The 6,083-nt window shown below is 50.6% G+C and carries 6 protein-coding genes and 1 pseudogene; 6 read left to right on the forward strand and 1 reads right to left on the reverse strand.

The window, feature by feature from the left end:
- The 6 genes and pseudogenes from CFR76_RS16985 to CFR76_RS17015 form a co-directional block, all read left to right on the forward strand.
- A partial coding sequence (locus CFR76_RS16985) for an integrase core domain-containing protein (protein ID WP_146222722.1) occupies positions 1-199 on the forward strand: 199 nt, incomplete at its 5' end.
- A gap of 173 nt (positions 200-372) precedes the next feature.
- The gene (locus tag CFR76_RS16990; RefSeq protein WP_081749540.1) at positions 373-897 is read left to right on the forward strand and encodes a sugar dehydrogenase complex small subunit; all 525 of its coding nucleotides are present in this window, start codon (positions 373-375) and stop codon (positions 895-897) included.
- 23 nt (positions 898-920) lie between these two features.
- Positions 921-2,564, forward strand: coding sequence for a GMC family oxidoreductase (locus tag CFR76_RS16995; protein ID WP_063904971.1), 1,644 nt, complete (start codon positions 921-923; stop codon positions 2,562-2,564).
- A 4-nt stretch (positions 2,565-2,568) separates the two neighbouring features.
- Positions 2,569-3,996 carry a c-type cytochrome gene (locus tag CFR76_RS17000; protein ID WP_081749541.1) on the forward strand — a complete coding sequence of 476 codons (1,428 nt, stop codon included), beginning with the start codon at positions 2,569-2,571 and terminating at the stop codon, positions 3,994-3,996.
- Between the two features lie 18 nt (positions 3,997-4,014).
- Entirely contained in the window at positions 4,015-4,572 is a 558-nt protein-coding gene (locus tag CFR76_RS17005; RefSeq protein WP_244151056.1) for a lipocalin-like domain-containing protein, read from the forward strand.
- Between the two features lie 231 nt (positions 4,573-4,803).
- Positions 4,804-5,191, forward strand: a pseudogene (locus CFR76_RS17015) (transposase); the annotation flags it as partial.
- A gap of 9 nt (positions 5,192-5,200) precedes the next feature.
- Here the strand turns inward: CFR76_RS17015 and CFR76_RS17020 are convergent.
- Positions 5,201-5,916 (reverse strand): IS5 family transposase gene (locus CFR76_RS17020; protein ID WP_095666523.1). Its coding sequence is split into 2 segments (ribosomal slippage): positions 5,201-5,622 and positions 5,622-5,916, totalling 717 coding nucleotides; the frame shifts between segments, so codons are not numbered across the junction.
- Positions 5,917-6,083: the final 167 nt, after the last annotated feature.

Genomic DNA, 6,083 nt, shown 5'->3' on the forward strand with positions numbered 1-6,083 from the left:
CCTGTACGCGTTCGAGACCGGATCAGAGCTGAGGGCCGGGCTTGGCAGATGGATCGCCCATTATAACGAAAGGCGTCCGCATACGGCGCTGGCTGGACGAACGCCCGATGAGGCGTATCATAACGTGCCGACGCCATCTGGTCCGGGGTTAACCCCGGACCAGATGGCCAACAGCAACGCCGTCAGAAGGGCGGCATAACAACAACCGGGTATAGCTTATCAAGCCCGCAAAACTGTCCGAACGGACGGGACCACCTCACTATAATGAATAACTAATCGTTTTAAAATAAAAATTTATAAAAAAAAATGCAGGAATTATCGTACATAGTTTATACAGTTAAGTAATTCTATTTTTTGAAGTGAGTATCTCTCATGCGCATATCACGTTCTACCAACCCTCGGATCGGGAGGCGCGGGTTGCTGTTGGGTATGTCGTCTCTCAGTGCCCTCTTTTGTGTTCAAACATCTCGCGCTGCGCCATTGCATGGTGGAATGTTGCATCAGAAATTCATGGCGGTCTCATCTCTTTTGGTGCCGCATAAGCTCAATGAAACTATCGGAATGAGAACAGCAGATGCAATGATCGCGACTGTTCCTGATTTTCCTGAACATTTAGAGCAGCTAGCCTCGTTCATTGAGGCTAAAAAGCCCGCTGATGTTGAAGAGCTTATGGAAGCTTTACCAGATGTTTCTTTGAAAAATGCCGCTCAAAGCATCATTGAATCTTGGTATACTGGTGCAGTTCAGGGGGCATCCACTATTTCAGTCATTTCTTATGAAGAGGCTTTGATGTTCAAAGTCACGTCTGATGTAATGACGATACCCTCTTATGCTATTTCTGGGCCTAATGGCTGGACGGCGGACGCTCCGCCTCTTTCTCAACTTCCGATTTTTTGAGGCTGATATAGGAGCGCGCTGAAATGGTAAATGAGACAAAATATGATGTCGTCGTCGTCGGAACGGGCGTTGTTGGGTGTTTGATCGCTGAACAAGCTCTAGATGCTGGTTTGTCAGTGCTCATGTTGGAGGCTGGGCCCAGGGTTGATCGACAGACCATCGTAGAAAATTTTCGAAACCTTCCTCCGTCGTTGCGACATCATTGGGATGCGCCATTTCCTCCCCCACCATGGGCGCCAGTTCTCGAAACACGCACGCTTGGCGAAGAAAATGCTTATCTGGATCTGACAGGGCCTAATGCCACGGCTTACCAGCAAGGTTATGTTCGGTATGCTGGCGGGGCGACGTGGCATTGGGCTGGCATTTGTTGGCGGATGACCCCCGAGGATTTGAAATTAAAAAGCCTCTATGGGGTTGGGCGCGATTGGGCTTTTGATTATGCGACTTTAGAGCCGTATTATGCTCGTGCAGAATATGCTCTGGGCGTTTGCGGTCCAACGGATACTGCATTGCAATGGCCTCCAAAAGCGCCTCGTTCCCGGCCTTATCCCATGGGTCCGTTACCTTTGGGGCCAGGAGAGCAGCGCTTCACCGACGTTATGGCGCCACTTGGGTTGCAAAATTTGCCTGCACCGCAGGCACGCAATAGTGGTGTTAGCTATGATGGGCGTCCTGCCTGCTGTGGCAATAATAACTGTTTTCCGGTCTGCCCTATTGCTGCAAAATATGATGCAGCCACGGCACTGCCACGCATTGAGGCCAAGGGCGGAAAGCTTTTAACTAATGCTGTTGCCTATCGCATTGAAGCGGATGATCATCATAAAATACAGGCTGTCCATTATTATGACCCTCATCGAACATCACATCGCGTAACAGGGCGTGCTTTCGTCATTGCCTGTAATGGCATTGAGACCCCCAAACTTCTGCTCTTGTCCAAAGATGATCGCCATCCAAATGGAATTGCCAACAGTTCCGATCAGGTAGGGCGTAACATGATGGATCAGCCGAAGTTGAAAGCGACTGTTGAAATGAGCGAGCCGCTTTGGACTGGGGTTGGACCTGTACAGGGCAGTAGCATTCTGAACACCAGTCAGGGCGACTTCCGTAGTGAATACGCTGGAGCCATGTTCCGTATGGAAAATATGGCCCGAGGCTCGATTGGTGCAGCAGAAGCGTTAAAAAAAGGTCTGTATGGACGTGCCCTTGATCAGGAAATTCGCCGCCTATCTGCTTGTACCGGACTGTTAGTTGTAGAACACGAGCCTCTTCCGTCTTCTATTAACCGTCTGACTCTGTCAGATAAAAAAGACTGGTTAGGCCTTAATCGCCCGCGAATTTATTATGATGTAGGCGACTATGTGCGGCGTAGTGCAGAGCAATATACTATTCCGACACTTAAAAAGATGGCAACGGCTTTAGGGGCGACTAAGTTCGATCTGAATCCTGAGTTCTTGCATAGCGATCACATCATGGGTGGCTGCATTATGGGGAAAGATCCATCAGACTCAGTTGTCGATGTTGATTGCCGCTCTCACGATCATGAGAATCTCTTTCTTCCCGGCGGGGGTGCAATGACAACCGGTGGGAGTGGAAATAGCACGATTACAATGGCAGCGCTTGCTTTGAAGGCCGCCGACGCAATCGTAGCACAATTCAAGACGGCTTGATCTCATGATACAGCGATCCTTTTTCTATACTGTTACAGTCTGCTCTCTTGCTATTATTGCTCTTTCTGCGACACATCCTGCAAAGGCTGATCCACTTGGAGACCCACAGCGTGGTCAGTATCTGGCGGTTGCTTCAGACTGCGTAGCTTGTCATACAGCGCCTCATGGACAGCCTTTTGCGGGTGGTTTGGCCATGCATACTCCTTTGGGGATTATGTATTCGACAAACATTACTCCGTCTTTGTCAGCAGGTATTGGTCACTATTCGTTAGAAGATTTCGACAAAGCTGTTCGGCGTGGCGTCAGAAAAGATGGTGCCAACCTGTACCCAGCAATGCCGTACACAGCTTATTCCTATCTGACGGATCAGGACATTGCTGATTTATATGCTTACTTCCAGAAGGATGTTGCTCCGGTAGATAAAAAAGGACCGGTTACAGCGCTGCCATTTCCGATGAATATCCGGTTCTCCATGTCTTTTTGGAACATGTTGTTCCTGAATGGAAAACCCTATCAGGCTGATGCGACAAAGTCGGCAGAGTGGAACAGGGGAGCTTACCTGGTACAGGGGGCGACGCATTGTGGAACCTGCCATACACATCGTGGGTTCCTGATGCAGGAAGATCTGGCGCACCCGCTGTCGGGAGCCAGTCTTGGAACATGGTACGCACCAAACATTACCCCTGACACAGTCAGTGGTATTGGGAGTTGGAGTGATCAGGATCTTACGGAATATCTCCGCACGGGACGCCTGCATGGCAAAGCACAGGCCGGAGGCGGAATGGGTGAGGCTGTTGAACACAGTTTCTCTCATATGTCTTCTGGTGACCTGAATGCCATTAGCGTTTATTTGCGCAGTTTAAAGCCGGTCAGTGATCCGAATGATCACGCTTCGTCCAGATTTCAGCAAGGCCATGACCTAAATCCGTCAGTCGAGCTGCGGGGGGTAACCCCGATTCTAGATCATAACGACAACACCGCCAGTGGAGCGGCTCTCTTTATGGGGAACTGCGCCTCGTGTCATGGGGCCAGTGCTCAGGGAAGTAAAGATGGTTATTATCCATCCCTTTGGCATAATTCGGTGACAGGCGCGTCTCGTGGCGACAACCTCATTTCAACAATTCTGTATGGTGTCTCTCGATCGGTAGAGGGGCGCCAAGCCTTCATGCCAGGTTTCGGCGGAAAATCGGGAGATGCTGTACAACTGGACGATAGTCAGATCGCCAGGTTGAGCAATTTTGTTTTCAAAACATATGGTCGACCAGACGTTCAGGTCACACCACAGGATGTTGCGCTTATCAGAAAGGGTGGGCCTGCCTCTCCATTATTGCTGTTGTCCCGAGTTGGCATGGCGGCGGGAGCAATACTGGTTCTGATACTGTGTGCCGTAGTGTTCGTCATAAGACGTCATAAAACGAGGAATGTTGTTTAAAATAGAAAGGATATGAGTATGTTTGAAAAAATGCGTAAGTACAGAAAAATTATGCTGATTATGTCTTTTGCGGGGGCTGTGTCTATGTCTTCATTGTCATCTATCCATGCTCAGGAAGTATCCATTCCGGAACTTCCAAAGAAAGTTGATCCAGACTTGAAAAAGAACATAGTCGGGGTTTGGGAGCTGGTCTCTTATAAGGTTCAGGATAAAGAAACCGGGAAGTTGATTGACGCTATGGGCGCCCATCCGCGTGGCCGCGTCATCTTCACCCCTGACGGTTGGGTTGCGTTTAATCTTGAAGGGAGTGATCGTCAGCCGGCAAAAGATGATGCAGATCGCGCGCATCTCATGAAAACACTCGTTGCCTATATTGGCCGCTATCGTGTGGAAGGTAACCAGTGGGTTACAAGTGTACAGACAGCATGGGCGCCAGAATGGGTTGGAACAGAGCAGCGTCGTAATATCGTCGTAAAGGGGAATGAAGCTGATGTTCTGACGCCTTGGAGGATTATGCCTAACTGGGATAACGGAAAAATGTCCCGCAGCATTATCCGTTTCAAACGGGTCAATTAATCCGGAAAAGCCGGCGACCGTGCTCTACACTCCTAAAAAAGGAGCGAGCACCTGGAGGGATCGAAGAACCGTTGATTGATGTGCTTGGCTAGTAATTTCTGGCTTTTGGCGATTTGATTGACGGTTTTTGCGATGGTCTGCGGTTTGAGCAGATGGAGGGTTCGAAAACCCCTCTGGTTTTGAGGTCTGCTCTGTGATTCCATTTTCCTTGCGTTGATTGGAGTATGGATCATGAAGCAGGCTGGTTTCTTTGATGTTGAAGAGCGGCTTTCCCGGTTGAGCGGGCTTGGCGATCAGCTCGAAGCATTTTCCCGGACTATGGATTTTGAAGTGTTCCGCCCTGATCTGGAGCAGGCTCTGGCCTATTCCGACGGAAGCAAAGGCGGGCGACCGCCATTTGATCCGGTGCTGATGTTCAAGATCCTGCCATGTGATCCAGACGCTGAACAATTTGTCCGATGAACGGACAGAGTATCTGATCAACGATCGCCTCTCCTTTATGCGCTTCCTTGGTCTGGGGCTTTCAGATCGTATGCCTGATGCCAAAACAGTCTGGCTGTTCCGTGAACGCCTGACACAGGCGGGAGCCATTGAAAGACTGTTTGACCGGTTTAGGGCTTGTGGGGATTCACCGTGAATGGATAATGGCTGCGGCGAGATAGATCATGGCGCTGAAGCTTTTGTCTGTTTTGTCTGCCCGCATTGCGATGCGTTTGAATTCCTTGAGCTTGCAGAAGAAGTTCTCGATCAAATGCCGCCATTTATAGATTTCCCGATCCAGCAGCAGCGGCTTTGAACGTCGCGGATGCTGGGAAATAACGACTGTTGCGCCCCTTTCATTCAGTTCGGCAATGATGGCGTTGCTGTCGAACGCCTTGTCGGCGATGAAGGCATCGAATTCGAGACCGTCAATCAACGGTGGCACTTCCACACTGTCGAAGCGCTGTCCGGGCATCAGACGGAAACGCACGAGATTGCCCAAGGCATCCGTCAGCGCGAGAATCTTCGTCGTCATGCCGCCTTTCGAGCGGCCAATGGCCTGGCTCTGCGTCCCCCTTTTGCGCCCTGACCATGACGATGAACCTTCACGATCGTTGCATCGACCATGGCATATTCCATGTCCGGATCACTGGACAGGGCCTCGAAAATCCGTTTGAAAACATCGGCATTGCGCCAGTCGCTGAAGCGACGAAAGGCCGTGCTCCAGTTGCCGAACGCGGCGGGCAGATCACGCCATGGACTGCCCGTTCGGACAATCCACAGCACCGCTTCCATGAAAAGACGGTTGTCGCGACCGCTTCGGCCCGGATCGGTCGATTTGCCAAGGCAATGAGGTTCAATCAGCGCCCATTGGGCGTCTGTCTGTTAAGCGGCATGGAAAAGTGACCCCTTCGGAAGGGGGACAGGCAGCTAAAAACGACCCCTTTCTGAGAAACGGGTTCACGATGGCCTTCATGCTGAATGGAGGCCCGGTTTGGGATGCTTGTTGTGGAAACAATTGGAAAGATCCG

It is taken from the genome of Komagataeibacter swingsii (assembly GCF_003207895.1).
Lineage (GTDB): Bacteria > Pseudomonadota > Alphaproteobacteria > Acetobacterales > Acetobacteraceae > Komagataeibacter > Komagataeibacter swingsii.